Here is a 14600-nt window from a genome sequence, read left to right on the forward strand (position 1 = left end):
ATACGCAAGATTGCGGCGCGAATCCATCGGTCATTGCGGGGTCACCGCGTCATTCCGCCGCGCGCATGGCGGATGCCAGGCCGTCGCCCTCCGGTGCATCCCCGACCGCCTGATCCGCGCTGTCATCGACATCCTCGGGCAGTGCCCACAGCAGATCGCGCTTGGTCAGCACGCGCCCGTCCCACGATCGTACCTCGATCGGGCCGATCGGGCGTCGGTCGCGCGCGTCGACCAGCACGGGCGACGCGCGGAAGCCGGTTTCCCAACGCTCCCCCCATTGCCGCAGCGCCAGCATCGCCGGCAACAGCGCGGCACCCTTTTCGGTCAGTTGATACTGGATCTTGCGCCGGTCCTTGATCATCGCGTCCCGCGTGAGGATGCCGTGCTCGACCAGCCGACCGAGCCGGTTGGCGAGGATATTGCGCGCGATCCCCAGCTCGGACTGGAATTCCTCGAAGTGATGCAGCCCATTGAACGCGGCGCGCAGGATCATGAAGCTCCACCGCTCGCCCATCACTTCCAGCGCGGCAGGCAGGCCGCAATTGACCAGCTGTTCGCGCAACGGTTCTCGCAGTTTTTCGTCCATCGTCCGGTATCGTATCCCATTTTGGCGGCACAAGGAACCGATCCGATCCGCACCCCGTATTTTCAGTTGCAACTCGCAACCTACCTTGTTAATTGCTGCATCGCAACGTTCTCAACGGAGTCGTCCCTCATGTCCTCGATCCTCCGCGCCGCGGCGCCATTCCTGCTGTCTGCCCTTCTTGCGGTGCCGACGATCGGTCACGCCGCCGACGGCGGCCCTTATTATGTCGCCACCCCCAGTGCTGCACCTGCACAGGAAACGCTGATCACCAGCGGCACGATCTGGAAGTGGCATGAGCCCGCCTTCACCGCCAACAAGGGACCCCAGCGCGAGGCGATCATGTGCGAGATGGTCGTGCGGCACACCGGCAAGCTGACCGCCTTCAGCGCGGGCGGGAAGGCGTTCGAGCCCGATGCGCTCGCCAAGTGCAACACCCGCGCAAAGTGATCGCCACCTGACGCGTTTATCCTCCGCTTTGGTGGTGTTTCCCCTCCCGCTCTCGTGCCGCGGGAGGGGTTTTTTCGGCTTATTGCGCAAACAGGTTGCAAAACAAGCCGTCGCAACGCCATCTTGATGCGGATGTTGCGTCAGTATGAACTTGTCGATCGGGTCCTGGACTACGATCCCACGGCGAACGAAGCGCTGCTCAATCGCGCTTATGTCTTTTCGATGCAGGCGCATGGCAGCCAGAAACGGGCGAACGGCGACCCGTATTTCAGCCATCCGATCGAAGTCGCGGGGATCCTGACCGACCTTCATCTCGACGACGAGACGATCGCAACCGCGATTCTCCACGATACGATCGAGGATACGGTCGCGACGCCGGAAGAAATTACGCGGCTGTTCGGGGCGAACGTCGCGCGGCTGGTCGACGGCGTCACCAAACTCTCCAAGATCGAGGCGCAGACCGAAAACGAGCGCGCCGCCGAGAATCTGCGCAAGTTCCTGCTCGCGATGTCGGACGACATCCGCGTGCTGCTGGTCAAGCTTGCTGACCGGCTCCACAACATGCGCACGCTGCATTTCATCAAGAACCCCGACAAGCGCAAACGCATCGCGCGCGAGACGATGGACATCTACGCGCCGCTCGCCGAGCGGATCGGCATGTACGAGTTCATGAAGGAGATGCAGACGCTCGCCTTCGAACAGCTCGAACCCGAAGCGTATGAATCGATCGTGCGACGCCTGGCGCAGCTTAAGGAAGGTGGCGGCGACCGGATCGCCAAGATCGGATCGGGGCTGAAGCTGCTGCTCTCGCGCCACGGGCTCGAGGCAGAGTTATCGGGGCGCGAGAAACACCCCTTCTCGATCTGGAAGAAGATGGCCGAACGGCACATCAGTTTCGAGCAGCTGAGCGACATCATGGCGTTCCGCGCGATCGTGCCGAGCGAGGAAGCCTGTTACGAAGCGCTGGGCGTGATCCACCGCCGCTGGCCGATGGTGCCGGGACGGTTCAAGGATTATATCTCGACCCCCAAGCGCAACGGCTATCGCTCGCTCCACACGACGGTTATCCACGCCGACAACACCCGCGTCGAGATCCAGATCCGCACGCACGAGATGCACGAGGAAGCCGAACTCGGCCTCGCGGCGCACTGGGCGTACAAGCAGGACAAGGTTCGCCCCGACACCCAGCACAGCTGGATCACCGATCTGGTCGAGATCCTCGACAATGCCGAGAGCCCGGAAGAGCTGCTCGAACATACCCGCATGGCGATGTACCAGGACCGGATCTTCGCCTTCACCCCCAAGGGCGAGCTGCACCAGCTTCCCAAGGGTGCGACGCCGATCGATTTCGCTTATGCGGTGCATACCGATCTTGGCGACCAGGCAGTCGGCGCGAAGATCAACGGGCGCGTCGTGCCGCTACGCACCACGATCGACAATGGGGATCAGGTGCAAATTCTGCGCTCAAAGGCGCAGGAACCGCAGCCAAACTGGCTTAATTTTGCTATAACCGGCAAGGCGCGTGCTGCAATCCGACGTCATTTGCGTCAAAAAGAACGCACCGAGACGCAGGCATTGGGCCGCAAGATGTACGACGAACTCGTCTCGCGCCTCCCCGCGCCGCTGTCGAGCGAGGCGCAGGCGGTCGCGCTCCAGCGGCTGAAGGTGGTCGACGAACCCGCGCTGCTCGAAGCGATCGCGCGGCGCCGGATCACGGATGCCGCTGTAATGGAAGCACTTATGCCGGGGTCGGCGGGCACCGAAGCGATGCGCGACCTGCCCCCGCAGTCGAGCGCGATCTCGATCCTCGGGCTGACGCCGGGCGTCGCGTTCGATCTCGCCGAATGCTGCCATCCGGTCCCCGGCGACCGCATCGTCGGCCTGCGCCGCCCCGAAGCCGGGATCGAAGTCCATGCAATTGATTGTGAAATTCTGAGCGACGCGGACGATGCCGATTGGGTTGACCTGTCGTGGGGCGACGAATCCGAGGGCGCGACCGGGCGAATCTCGGTCGAGGTCAAGAACGAACCCGGCGCGCTCGGCACGATCGCGACGATCATCGGCGCGCAAAAGGCGAACATCGTCAACCTGCGGCTCGACAATCGCGATACCGGTTTCCACACCAATACGATCGACGTCGAGGTCCACGACGTCCATCATCTGATGCGCGTGATCGGCGCGTTGCGCGCGGCGGACGCGGTCAACGGGGTCGCGCGGGTCTGAGGTTCCCGCGCTGAACCAAAGGGTTCATGGCTCGTTCCCCACCCGATGACGGCGACGGGACACTGGCGATGGACAACGGAACTTCACGACGCGGCGTGCTTGGCGCGGCGGCAATCGGCATCGGCGGGCTGGCGGCAACGCAAGGCGTGAGCGCACAGGGCGCTGCGGCAACCCCGGGCACCACGCCGCTCCGCGACCCGCGCACCAAATACACCAACACCCCCTTCCCCGAACAGCGCCAGCAATGGCCAGGTCTCCAGTCCAAGATGACCCCCAAACCCGATTGCGGCGAGCGCAGCTATCGCGGGTCGGGCAAGCTCGCCGGGCGCAAGGCATTGCTGACAGGCGCAGATTCTGGAATTGGGCGCGCCGCCGCGATCGCTTTCGCGCGCGAGGGGGCCGACGTTGCAATCAACTATCACCCCGACGAGGAGCCCGACGCGCGCGAAGTGGTCGACCTGATCCGCCAGGCCGGTCGTAAGGCGGTCGCGATCCCGTGCGACCTGCGCACACTCGAAGGCTGTGAGGCGATCGTCGCGGCCGCGCGCAAGGGGCTTGGCGGGATCGACCTGCTGGTCAACAACGCCGCCTATCAGCAGTCGAAGGAGGACATCTTCGCGATCAGCGACGAGCAGATGGTCCGCACCTTCGAGACCAACATCTTCGCCTATTTCCGCATTGCCAAGGCGGTGGCGAAGGACATGCCGCCGGGCTCGGTGATCCTCAACACGGGGTCGGTCAATTCCTACGATCCGGGGGTCGAACTGCTCGATTACGCCTCAACCAAGGGCGCGATCCTGATCTTTACCAAAGGGCTGGCGAAGCAACTCGCCAAGCGCGGGATCCGCGTCAACATGATAGCGCCGGGGCCGATCTGGACCCCCCTGCAAGTCGCTGGCGGGCAGTTGCCGGGGCAGATGGGCGAGTTCGGGCAGGACACGCCGCTGGGCCGCGCGGGCCAGCCGGCCGAACTCGCGGCGTTGTATGTGATGCTCGCCTCGGACGACACGAGCTTCTCGACCGGCACCGCGGTCGGCGCCCATGGCGGCAAGGGGAGCCCGTAACCCCTTCCGCCCGGTTTACCCGTCGCTCAGGCGGCCTGCGCCGCGAGCCGTGCGGCGAGCTTCTCTTCTTCGGTCCACACCTTGCGCTCGCGCGGTGGCTTGGGCGGCTTGACCTGCTTGACCGGGCCGCCGCCGAGCACGGGCGCGCGCTTGGTCGAGTGACGCGCGACTTCACAATGCCATTCGTGATCGTCGTGGACCGCGAGCGTCCGCCCGATTTCGCGCTCGACGTCGTGCAGCCATGCGCGCTGCTCGGCATCGCACAGCGTGATCGCAAAGCCGCTGCGCCCGGCACGCCCGGTCCGGCCGATGCGGTGGACATAGCTTTCGGGCAGGCTTGGCAGATCGTGATTGAACACGTGCGTCACCGTGTCGACGTCGATCCCGCGCGCGGCGATGTCGGTCGCGACCAGCACCTGCACGGTGCCAGCCCGGAAGGCATCGAGCGCGCGCTCGCGCTGGCCCTGCGACTTGTTGCCGTGAAGCGCCTCGGCGGTGATCCCCGCCTCGGTGATGAACGCGCAGACTTCGTTGGCGATGTTCTTCTGCAGCGTGAAGACGACCGCCTGGCCGATCTCGGGGGTCCGGAGCAATTCCAGCAACGCGGCTTTCTTGTGCGCCGCATCGAGGAACATCACCGACTGCGCGATCCGGTCAACGGTCGTCGAAGGGCGCGCGATTTCGACGCTGGCGGGGTCGGTGAGCAGGCTTTCGGCGAGCGCCGCGATCGCCTTGGGCATCGTTGCCGAGAACAGCAATGTGTGCCGGTCCTTGGGCAGCGTCGCGACGAGCCGCTCGATCGGCTTGGCGAAGCCCATGTCGAGCATCTGGTCCGCCTCGTCGAGCACCAGCGCCTCGAGCGCGGACAGGTCGCACAGCCCCTGCTCGACCAGATCGAGCAACCGTCCCGGAGCGGCAACGAGGATGTCGACGCCCGCGTTCAGCGCCGCGACCTGATGAAACTGGCTGACGCCGCCGAAGATCGTGGTGACGCTGAGCGACAGGTGACGCCCGAAACTCTCGAACCCCGCGGCGATCTGCGACACCAGTTCGCGCGTCGGCGCGAGCACTAGGATGCGCGCGCCGCCCTTGGGCGCGGGGCGGGGGTTGGCGGCGAGACGATGGAGCAGCGGCAGCGCGAAGGCAGCGGTCTTGCCGGTGCCGGTCTGTGCCATGCCGAGTATGTCGCGGCCCTCGATCAGCAGCGGGATCGACTGCGCCTGGATTGGCGTCGGCGTAGTATAGCCTTCTTCGGCCAGCGCATCGAGGATACGCGGCGACAAGGCGAGATCGGCGAAGGTCATTGTCGGGGTCATGGTCACGGGGCGCCTCCAGCGCTGGGCAAGGCTGCGCCTGGACGGGCTTAGCGTAGGAGCGCGGGCTGGTAGGTTTTATGCTGCACTGCGTCAATGTGGAAACCTGCCCCTACCGCCCGATTGCCCCGCCGCCCCTTGCCGATCCGATCGACGCTGATACGATCCCCGCCAAATCGTCATACGAGAGGACTGCCCCTTGGAACGTCGTACTTTTCTCAGTGCAGGCAGCGCTGCTGCTGCGCTTGCGTTTGCGCCCCGTGCCGCCGGTGCCGCCGCCCCCGCCGGGGACGCCGCGCTCAACGCGGCGTTCCAGAAGATCTTCGAACAGAACGTCCAGGAATCGCCCGAACAGGCGAGCAGTCTCGGACTGGACAAGGGCGCGAACGCCGCGCTCAAGAGCCGCCTTGACGATCGCACCGCCGCGGATCGCGCAGAAGCGCTCGCGCGGACCAAGAAGGCGATCGCCGCGGTGCAGGCAGTCCCCGTCGCCGGCCTGTCTCGCAGCGGCAAGCTCAACCGCGAGGTCGTGCTCTATTCGCTAACGCAGCGGACCGTCGGCCCCGAGAAGTTCGGGCTTGGCTCGCCCAACCGGCCCTATGTGCTGTCGCAGCAGTCGGGCGCGTATTTCGAGATCCCGGATTTCCTCAACAGCACGCACACGATCGTCACCACCGCTGATGCCGACGCTTATTGCGCGCGTGTCGATGCGTTTGCGACCGCGCTCGACCAGGACAGTGCGATGCAGCAAAGCGAAGCCGCCCGCGGGATCGTCGCGCCGGACTTCCTGCTCGACCTGACATTGGGGCAGCTTGCGAAGCTGCGCGCGCCCGCCGCTGCCGATAGCTCGATCGTCTCCTCGGTCGCGACCCGTGCCAAGGCGCGCGGGCTTTCCGGCGACTGGGATAAGCGCGCCGCCGCGAGCTTGAACGACAAGGTCTACCCGGCACTCGATCGCCAGATCGCGCTCGTGAAGAAGCTCCGCGCGAACGCGCGCAACACCGCGGGGATCGCCCCGCTGCCGCGCGGGAGCGAGATCTACGCCGCCGCCCTCGCCGCCGCGACCACGACCAGCTTCACGCCGGACGAAGTCCACAAGATCGGGCTCGACCAGGTCGCCGACCTCAGTGCGCAGCTCGATGCGCTGCTCAAGACGCAGGGACTGACCCAAGGGTCGACCGGGGCGCGATTGACCGCGCTCAACGAGCGGCCAGAACAGCTCTATCCCGACAGCTCGGCTGGCCGCGCGGACTTGATCGCGGGGCTCAACACCGGGGTCGCCGCGATGCAGGCGAAGCTGGGCCAAGCGTTCCTCAACCCGCCATCTGCGCCGCTCGACATCCGTGCGGTCCCGGTCGAGATCCAGGACGGCGCGCCCAACGGCTATTACAAGCGCGCCGCGCTCGACGGGTCGCGGCCCGCGATTTACTTCATCAATCTCAAGAGCATCGAGAACTGGCCGAAATACACGCTCCCCTCGCTCAGCTATCACGAGGGCGTGCCGGGGCATCATCTCCAGCTCAGCCTGGTCGCCGCACTCGACATGCCGGTGCTGCGCAAGCTCGGTTTCTTCAGCGCGTATGGCGAAGGCTGGGCGCATTATGCCGAGCAGCTCGCCGAACCGCTCGGCGGCTATGCGACGCCGATCGAGCGCGCGGGCTATATCCAGTCGTTCCTGTTCCGCGCGGCGCGGCTCGTGGTCGATACCGGGATCCATTCCAAGGGCTGGAGCCGCGACAAGGCGACCGACTATTTCGTCGAGGTCGTCGGCTTCACCCGCGCGCGCTCACAAAGCGAGATCGAGCGATACTGTGCGATGCCGGGGCAGGCGTGCAGCTACAAGCTCGGGCATTTGAGCTGGATGCGTGCGCGGGAGAAGGCGCAGAAGATCCTGGGCGCGAAGTTCGACCAGAAGCAGTTCCACGAAGTGCTGCGCGACGGCCCGGTCCCGCTGACGATCCTCGAGCGGCTGAGCGAGGAACGCGCGCGCGCGCAACTGGCGGGGGCGCCGATCGCGTAACGTACACCCTTCGCTGCCCTTCCTAAACGCTTACCCAACCAAACGCTTCCCCGGCGAAGGCCGGGGTCCAGTAGCGAAGGCTTTTCTAACTGTGCGCTGCCTGCGACCATTCAGGTTGCGCTGCTGGGCCCCGGCCTTCGCCGGGGAAGCGAGAAGGGGGCGAAGCGCAAGAGGGGATGGGAAGCGGAGCCTATCGCGCGCGCCCGGGGGAAGCATCGAACCGATCGCTTCCCCTCAAACCGAAACAATTCTAGACCGGCGCGCATGACCCGTCCCGTTTCGGCCCCCGCTCTTTCCGTCGTCATCCCCTGCTATAACGAAGCGGCGTGCCTGGACGTGCTCCACGCCCGCGTTGCGGCGGCGGCGCGGAGCGCTGTCGGGGACGATTACGAGATCCTCCTGATCAACGATGGCTCGCGCGACGACAGCTGGCCGGTGATGCAGCGCCTCGCCGCCGCCGACCCGCGGCTGGTCGTCATCAACCTGTCGCGCAACCACGGGCACCAGCTCGCGCTGACCGCGGGGCTCGATCTGTGCAGCGGCGCGCAGATCCTGATCATCGATGCCGATCTGCAGGATCCCCCGGAGTTACTAAACGACATGCGCGCCGCGATGGCATCGCAGGGCGCGGACGTGGTCTATGCGGTGCGGCGCAAGCGCGACGGCGAGACGCTGTTCAAGAAAGCCACCGCCGCCGCTTTCTATCGCTTGCTTGACCGTGTCACCGATACCGCAATCCCGCTCGATACGGGCGACTTCCGGCTGATGAGCCGCCGGGCGCTCGATGCATTCCTGTCGATGCCCGAACAAGCGCGGTTCATTCGCGGAATGGTCGCGTGGGTCGGGTTCAAGCAGATCCCCTTCCCGTATGATCGCGCCGAGCGGCATGCGGGCGAAACCAATTACCCCTTGAGCAAAATGATCCGGCTCGCGTTCGACGCGGTCACCGGCTTCTCGACCGCGCCGTTGCGCTTCGCCAGCCACCTCGGGCTCGCGCTGACGGGCGCGTCGTTGCTGCTGTTCCTCTATATCGCGGTCGGATTCTTCAGCGGCAGTGCGGTCGCGGGCTGGACCTCGACGATGCTCGTCGTGGTGCTGCTCGGTGCGTTCCAGATGTTCGTGCTCGGGATGATCGGCGAATATCTCGGGCGGCTCTACGTCGAATCGAAGCGCCGCCCGCTGTACATCGTCGGCGACGTCATCGGCCCGATCCAGGGCCGCGCGACGCTCGGTTATCGCGCCGAGGAACCCACGGGCGAGAGCAACGTCACGATCGAGACCCCCGGCGACAGCGGGACCCTGCCGACCAGGTGACGCTCGAACCGGAAGATCGTCTCGAACAGGCGGTTGAGCACGGGCGGCGGGGGTGAATCGTCGCTGTCGTCGCGCCCGGTCATCCGCCCCGCGACGCGCGCCGCCGCGGCAAGCGGGAACAGCAGTGAGTTGAAATAGCGCAACCCGTTCGAGCGGAGGCCCGCATCGCCGATCGCCTTCGCAAGCGTTGCCTTGGAATAGCGCCGGTGGTGATGGTTGACCACGTCATGCGCGCTCCACATCCAGCGATGCGCGGGGACGGTGACGAGGATCTTACCGCCGGGCTTGAGGCATGCCGCCATTGCGCGGAGCGCCGCGACATCGTCCTCGATGTGCTCGACCACGTCGAGCACCGCAATCAGGTCATACGCCCCGCGCTCGATCCCCGGCAGGGCGGGAAGCGGCGCGTTGCTGACCGGCCGCCCCAGCCGTTCGGCCGCGATCTCGCGCGCGGCCGGGTCGATCTCGATCGCCTCGACCGTGCCGAACGCCGCGAGCATGGGGAGATTGTGCCCGGTGCCGCAACCGATCTCGAGAATGCGCGCATGCTTGGGCAAACCGCCCTCACGCGTCAGGTAATCCGCCAGGATGTCGCGGCGTGCGCGATACCACCAGTGCGTCGAATCATGCGCCGCCATGCGGTCGTAGACGATTCTATCCACGGTCGGCCCTATTCTCGGTTGGAGCGCTTTCGCTCATTTGAACACCAATTGGCGGTTGAGCAAGAAGGTCAGCACGGTCGCCATCAGGATCGCGGGCAACAGCGGTGCCCAGGCGGGATAGCCGAGGACCGCGGTCCCGAACCAGGTGATCGCCGCGTTGAGCGCCATGCCTGACGCCTGCACCATCACGAACTGTACTTGCTGCTTCGCGCCGGGATCGCGCGTGCCGTGCCCCTTGAAGCTCCACCGGCTGTGCAGGAAATACCCTGCCGCCACCGCCACCAGGAATGCGAACGGCACCGCATACACCGCGTGCTTCCGATCGAACACGTACAGCGACAGCGGTAGATAGACCGCGCTGTAGATGACGGTCGAAAGCCCGCCCGCAACACCAAAGCGGATGATCTGCCCGAGCAGTCCGCTCTCGCGTAAGTTCTGGATCTGTCTGTTGAGTGCCGTCACGGTCGCTTGCCCTTTACGCGTGCCGCACTAGAGGGCGTTCTCGTTCTAGGAAAGCGTTTTGGATGAATGACGGTTCGCTGGCGCGTACATTGGAGCGCGATTGGGTTCGGCTTAGCCTGCTCGCCTGGGGCCTGATCGCGCTCTATTACGTCATCAACCGCTGGACCGGCATCCACTACCTCCAGCTCGGCGACACCGACGACAACATGCGGCTGATGCAAGTCCGCGCGTGGCTCGGTGGGCAGGGCTGGTACGACCTGCGGCAATATCGCCTTAATCCGCCGACCGGCTTCGACATTCACTGGAGCCGCATCGTAGATTTGCCGATCGCGGCACTAATCGTGCTGTTGCGCCCATTCGTGGGGGTGCGCGAAGCGGAAATGCTGGCGTGCGGGATCGCGCCGTTGCTGCCGCTCGGGATCACCATCCTTGGGCTGGGCGCCACCGTGCGGCGGCTGGTCAGCCCGGTCGCCTGGCCGCTCGCGATCGCGCTGCTCGTCTTCTGCTGCGTTGCCACGATGCTGATGTACATGCCGGAGCGGATCGACCACCACGGCTGGCAGCTTGCGATGCTCAGCCTGACGGTGGCGGGCCTGTGCGACCCGCGCGGACCCCGCGGGGGCGCGATCGTCGGGTTGGCGAGTGCGGTTTCGCTCACGATCGGGCTCGAGATGTTGCCCTATGCGGCGATGGCGGGTGCGATCCTCGCTTTGCGCTGGATCTGGGATCACGACGGTGCAGCACGGCTTAGCGTCTATGCGCTGACGCTCGGCGGGGGCTGTGCGATCGGTTATGCGGCGTTCGCGTCTTATGCCAATGCGGCGCTGCGCTGCGACGCGCTGACCCCGGTGTGGCTAAGCGTGATGGTCGTGGCGGGGGCCTTGCTGTTCGCGATGGCGTGGGCGAACCCGGCGAACCGTTGGGTCCGGCTCGGCCTTGCGGTGGTGGCGGGCGGCGTGATCGTCGCCGGGTTTGCAATGGTCTTCCCGCAATGCCTCGGGCGGCCCGAGCAGGTCTCGCCCGAACTCGCGGCCAACTGGCTCAACAACGTCCGCGAAGCCAAGCCGATCTACCAGCATCCGTTCCGCACCGCTTTCCCGATCGTGGTCCTGCCGATCGTCGGCGTGATCGGCGCGGCGCTCGCGACGTGGCGCGCACGCGGCACCGCGCGGGGTGGATTGTGGGCTCCCGTGCTGCTGTTCGTCACCTTCGCCGCGCTGATGCTGTTGTGGCAGGCGCGCGCCGGGCCGGCGGCGCAATTGCTCGCGGTGCCGGGGTCGGTCGCGCTGATCTGGTGGCTCGCGCCGGTGATGCTGGCGAGCAGGAACATCTTCGTCCGCGTGTTCGGGACGGCGGCGGTCGTGCTGGTCGCCTCGGGCAGCTTCGCGGGCGCGGTGATGACCCCGGTCGACTTGCGTTGGACCGGGCTCAACCTGCGCTACAGCCCGCCCGATCGCCCGACCAAGCGCGTCCAGACGATCAACCGTGCGAGCGCTTCCTGCCCGACGATGACCGCGATGACCCCGCTCAACCGGGTGCCGGCGCAAACGGTGTTCACCTTCACCGATCTGGGCCCGCGGCTGATCACGCTGACGCACCACAATGCGATCGCGGGGCCATATCATCGCAACGGCGACGCGATCCTCGACGTCCAGCACGCGTTCAAGGGGACGCCGGAGAACTTCCGCGCGATCGCCAAGCGGCACGGCGCGACGCTGTTGCTGGTGTGCCCGAACATGTCGGAGTCGACCAATTACCGGGTGCGTGCGCCCGGCGGTTTCTATGCGCAGCTCGCGCACCGCAAGGCGTTCGACTGGCTCGAACCGATCGACTTGCCGCGCGGGTCGCCGCTGCGGCTGTTCCGGATCAAGCCGGAGTAAGGGCAGTGCGCTATCGCTTGGCAGTACCCGTCCGTTCGGGCTGAGCGAAGTCGAAGCCCCGCTCGCGCTACAAGCTCCGGTTTGTCTTGCGGGAGGCCCTTCGACTTCGCTCAGGGCAAACGGGGGGGGGGGGGAGAACGCAACACCTCACAAGCAACACTTGTGGATCATGGGGCACCCGCTTTTCTGGCGACCAGTACGTTAGCTGCCCTTGAACGCGACGCCCGGTCACCGTCTATGCAAGGTCAACGCTGCGATGACACTGCCAGCGAAAATCGGAATGGGTGAAAACAGCATCACGATACCCAGTCCAATATTGGCCCCACCACCCTCGTAAGGGCGCGCAATTTCAAAGAGATAGAATCCCCAGAAGGCGCAGGTCAGGGCCAATCCGACGAACCATGGCCGACGGGCAACAACACCGCCTGCCGCAAGGGCCAGATACGGTGCGCTCGCGAGGAGAACCTGCACCGGACTCTCGGCCCCCCAGAGTGTTGCAAGGGGCCTGCCTCTAGAAATCGCCCAAACGGTATTGCACGCACCGACAACACCCAAACCGAGCAGCAGTGCAGCGAGAACGTCCACCGCCGCTCGTTTTGGATACCCGTAGAGCGCTTTCACGCCCATTGAAGCGAATACCCCCAACCATCCATTCGGTGATCGTGAACCAAAGCCTGCCGACCGGCAAGTCGGCCGTCATGTCGTGCGGCAACGAAGGGATGACTCCCCGATCGGCGGCAGCCCCTGCTACCTTTACGCCAGACTCACCCGCACCCCGTCGATCACGAACTGCACCGCCAGCGCCGCGAGCAGCACGCCCAGCAGCCGTGTGATCACCGCCTCGATCTTCGCGCCGAGCACGCGCATGATCGGCCCTGCCGCGAGCAACGCCACCAGCGTCAGCAGCAGGATCGTGATCAGCGCAGCCAGCACGACCGCGGAGCGTTCGATCCCCTCGTTGCGGCTCATCAACAGCATCACCGACGCGATCGACCCCGGCCCCGCAATCATCGGCATCGCCATCGGGAAGATCGACACGTCCTCAACCTCGGGATCGTTGGCGACCTTGGCGGCGCGGTCCTCTCGGCGTTCGGTGCGCTTTTCGAACACCATTTCCAAAGCGATCAGGAACAGCATGATCCCGCCTGCGATGCGGAACGAGGCGAGGCTGATCCCAAGCCCGTGGAGCAAGGCCTCCCCGAACAACGCGAACACCAGCAGGATGCCCGATGCGACCAGCACAGCGCGAAATGCCATCGCACGCGAATGGGTGGGCGATGCGCCCGCGGTCAGCCCTGCATAGATCGGCGCGCAGCCGGGGGGATCGATCACCACGAAGAAGGTGATCAGCGAAGAAATATAGAGTTCGATCATTCGCCGCCCCCCGCCCGTGCGCCCCCCGCCTGCGCGGGCGTCACAACGCCGCCTCGTCGAGCACCACGCCTTCGCGCCGCGCGGCCGACACCAAGGTATTGCGCAGCAGGCACGCGATCGTCATCGGCCCGACCCCGCCCGGGACCGGCGTCACCGCGCCTGCGACGCTCATCGCACCCGCGAAATCGACGTCGCCGACGAGGCCCGCCTCGGTCCGGTTGATCCCGACGTCGATCACGGTCGCGCCGGGCTTGAGCCAGTCGCCCTTGACCATCTCGGGCCGGCCGACTGCCGCGATCACGATGTCCGCGCGCTTGACCACGCTCGACAGGTCGCGCGTGCGCGAATGCGCGACGGTAACGGTGCAGCTTTCGGCGATCAGCAATTGCGCCATCGGCTTACCGACGATGTTCGACCGGCCAATGACCACGGCGTCGAGCCCGGTCAGGTCGCCGAGCGTATCTTTCAGAAGCATCACGCAGCCGAGCGGGGTGCACGGCACGAACCCGGTGATCCCCGTCGCTAGCCGTCCGGCGTTGACCGGGTGGAAGCCGTCGACGTCCTTGTCGGGGTCGATCCGCGTCGTCACCGCGCGCTCGTCGATATGGCCGGGGAGCGGGAGCTGGACGAGGATCCCGTCGATCGCGGGATCGGCGTTGAGCACGTCGACCAGCGCGAGCAGATCATCCTGCGCAACATCGGCGGGCATGCGGTGCTCGACGCTGATCATCCCGGCGCCGCGCGTCGCCTTGCCCTTGTTGCGGACATAGACCGCGGAGGCGGCGTCCTCCCCCACCAGCACGACCGCGAGCCCCGGCGCGCGACCTGCAGCCTCCGCAAAGGTCGCGACTTGCGCGGCGATGCGCGTGCGTAAGGCAGCGGCGAACGCCTTGCCGTCGATGATCGTAGCGGTCATGCCGTCAGGCTCCGGCTTAGAGCGGCGCGCCGACGAGCAGATGCGCGTCGTAATTGGTGAGGATGATGCTGACGATCTTGAGCGTCAGCAGCAACGCGAACGGCGCAAGGTCGATCTGCCCGAAATCGGGGAGGATCCGACGGAACGGGCGATACAGCGGCTCAGTCCCGCGCTCGAGCCCGTTGTAGATCGACCGCACGAGTTCGTTATGCGTGTTGATGATGTTGAACGACACGAGCAGTGACAGGACCACCTGAATCAGCACGATCGTCGTGATCGCGCTGATCAGGACCTGCAATATCTGGATGATCGTATGCAAATGGCGTCTCCGGGCGTTGA

Annotated in this window: 14 protein-coding genes; 6 read left to right on the forward strand and 8 right to left on the reverse strand. The window is 65.8% G+C overall.

Annotation, left to right across the window (positions count from 1 at the left end):
• Positions 1-49: 49 nt before the first annotated feature.
• Positions 50-586: a winged helix-turn-helix transcriptional regulator gene (locus AC3WJR_RS14875; protein WP_492725713.1), complete on the reverse strand. Its 537-nt coding sequence runs from the start codon at positions 584-586 to the stop codon at positions 50-52.
• 129 nt (positions 587-715) lie between these two features.
• Here AC3WJR_RS14875 and AC3WJR_RS14880 point away from each other — a divergent pair, with 129 nt between their 5' ends.
• The 3 genes from AC3WJR_RS14880 (at position 716) to AC3WJR_RS14890 (ending at position 4320) form a co-directional block, all read left to right on the forward strand.
• Positions 716-1033 carry a CC_3452 family protein gene (locus tag AC3WJR_RS14880; RefSeq protein WP_354278887.1) on the forward strand — a complete coding sequence of 106 codons (318 nt, stop codon included), beginning with the start codon at positions 716-718 and terminating at the stop codon, positions 1031-1033.
• 132 nt (positions 1034-1165) lie between these two features.
• Positions 1166-3256 (forward strand): RelA/SpoT family protein, encoded by a 2091-nt coding sequence (locus AC3WJR_RS14885; protein ID WP_492725714.1) that lies wholly within the window; start codon positions 1166-1168, stop codon positions 3254-3256.
• A 68-nt stretch (positions 3257-3324) separates the two neighbouring features.
• Positions 3325-4320: an SDR family oxidoreductase gene (locus AC3WJR_RS14890; protein WP_492726178.1), complete on the forward strand. Its 996-nt coding sequence runs from the start codon at positions 3325-3327 to the stop codon at positions 4318-4320.
• A gap of 26 nt (positions 4321-4346) precedes the next feature.
• Here the strand turns inward: AC3WJR_RS14890 and AC3WJR_RS14895 are convergent, their stop codons facing one another.
• Positions 4347-5636: a DEAD/DEAH box helicase gene (locus tag AC3WJR_RS14895; RefSeq protein WP_492726179.1), complete on the reverse strand. Its 1290-nt coding sequence runs from the start codon at positions 5634-5636 to the stop codon at positions 4347-4349.
• Between the two features lie 196 nt (positions 5637-5832).
• Between AC3WJR_RS14895 and AC3WJR_RS14900 the strand changes: the two genes are divergently transcribed.
• The gene (locus AC3WJR_RS14900; protein WP_492725715.1) at positions 5833-7653 is read left to right on the forward strand and encodes a DUF885 domain-containing protein; all 1821 of its coding nucleotides are present in this window, start codon (positions 5833-5835) and stop codon (positions 7651-7653) included.
• Between the two features lie 264 nt (positions 7654-7917).
• Positions 7918-8967 carry a glycosyltransferase family 2 protein gene (locus AC3WJR_RS14905; RefSeq protein ID WP_492725716.1) on the forward strand — a complete coding sequence of 350 codons (1050 nt, stop codon included), beginning with the start codon at positions 7918-7920 and terminating at the stop codon, positions 8965-8967.
• On the opposite strand, the gene AC3WJR_RS14910 is transcribed toward AC3WJR_RS14905, so the two are convergent.
• Together AC3WJR_RS14910 and AC3WJR_RS14915 are read right to left on the reverse strand one after the other, a co-directional pair.
• A complete protein-coding gene (locus AC3WJR_RS14910) occupies positions 8886-9629 on the reverse strand; it encodes a class I SAM-dependent methyltransferase (RefSeq protein ID WP_492725717.1) in 744 nt (247 codons plus the stop codon). The two genes, AC3WJR_RS14905 and AC3WJR_RS14910, sit on opposite strands and share 82 nt — an antisense overlap.
• 33 nt (positions 9630-9662) lie before the next feature.
• Positions 9663-10091 (reverse strand): GtrA family protein, encoded by a 429-nt coding sequence (locus tag AC3WJR_RS14915; RefSeq protein WP_354278882.1) that lies wholly within the window; start codon positions 10089-10091, stop codon positions 9663-9665.
• 62 nt (positions 10092-10153) lie between these two features.
• On the opposite strand from AC3WJR_RS14915, the gene AC3WJR_RS14920 reads away from it, so the two are divergent.
• Positions 10154-11971: an AcrB/AcrD/AcrF family protein gene (locus AC3WJR_RS14920; RefSeq protein WP_492725718.1), complete on the forward strand. Its 1818-nt coding sequence runs from the start codon at positions 10154-10156 to the stop codon at positions 11969-11971.
• A 228-nt stretch (positions 11972-12199) separates the two neighbouring features.
• Here the strand turns inward: AC3WJR_RS14920 and AC3WJR_RS14925 are convergent, their stop codons facing one another.
• The 4 genes from AC3WJR_RS14925 to AC3WJR_RS14940 all read right to left on the reverse strand — a co-directional run bounded on the left by AC3WJR_RS14925 (position 12200) and on the right by AC3WJR_RS14940 (position 14580).
• Entirely contained in the window at positions 12200-12592 is a 393-nt protein-coding gene (locus AC3WJR_RS14925) for a hypothetical protein (RefSeq protein WP_492725719.1), read from the reverse strand.
• A gap of 132 nt (positions 12593-12724) precedes the next feature.
• Positions 12725-13345 carry a MarC family protein gene (locus tag AC3WJR_RS14930; protein WP_354278878.1) on the reverse strand — a complete coding sequence of 207 codons (621 nt, stop codon included), beginning with the start codon at positions 13343-13345 and terminating at the stop codon, positions 12725-12727.
• Between the two features lie 40 nt (positions 13346-13385).
• Positions 13386-14261 (reverse strand): bifunctional methylenetetrahydrofolate dehydrogenase/methenyltetrahydrofolate cyclohydrolase FolD, encoded by an 876-nt coding sequence (gene folD / locus AC3WJR_RS14935; protein ID WP_492725720.1) that lies wholly within the window; start codon positions 14259-14261, stop codon positions 13386-13388.
• 16 nt (positions 14262-14277) lie between these two features.
• Positions 14278-14580 (reverse strand): YggT family protein, encoded by a 303-nt coding sequence (locus AC3WJR_RS14940; protein WP_492725721.1) that lies wholly within the window; start codon positions 14578-14580, stop codon positions 14278-14280.
• Positions 14581-14600: the final 20 nt, after the last annotated feature.

The organism is Sphingomonas sp. FW306-05-A, from assembly GCF_058782275.1.